The organism is Burkholderia sp. SIMBA_051 (genome assembly GCF_046534915.1).
Lineage (GTDB): Bacteria > Pseudomonadota > Gammaproteobacteria > Burkholderiales > Burkholderiaceae > Burkholderia > Burkholderia ambifaria.
The window spans coordinates 1-259 of record NZ_JAWRXS010000504.1 but is presented as its reverse complement, the minus strand read 5'-3'; the positions used below and the strand labels follow the sequence as shown (position 1 = coordinate 259).

At 70.7% G+C, this 259-nt stretch carries 1 protein-coding gene; it reads right to left on the bottom strand.

All coding sequences use genetic code 11. The annotated features are described in order from the left end of the window. On the bottom strand, window positions 1-259 hold a 259-nt coding region (locus SB771_RS35475; RefSeq protein WP_410722099.1), incomplete at both ends, for an arginase family protein.

The following is a 259-nucleotide window of genomic DNA, read 5'->3' as shown; positions in this document are numbered from 1 at the left end:
ACGCGCAGCTTCTTGCCGGTCTCGCGGCAGTGGCGCGCCACCGCGCTGATCGAGCCGATGCCCAGGCAATGGTCGCCGCCCAGCAGGATCGGCAGCGACCCCTGCGTCAGGGCCTCGTACATGGCGTCGTGCACGGCCTGGTTCCAGGCGGCCACTTCGTCCAGGTGGCGGTAGCCGTCCACGGGCGGCTGCCAGGGGTTGGGCGGGCCGTAGAGGTTGCCGCGATCGGCGACCTGAAATCCCTGTGCCTCGATGACCG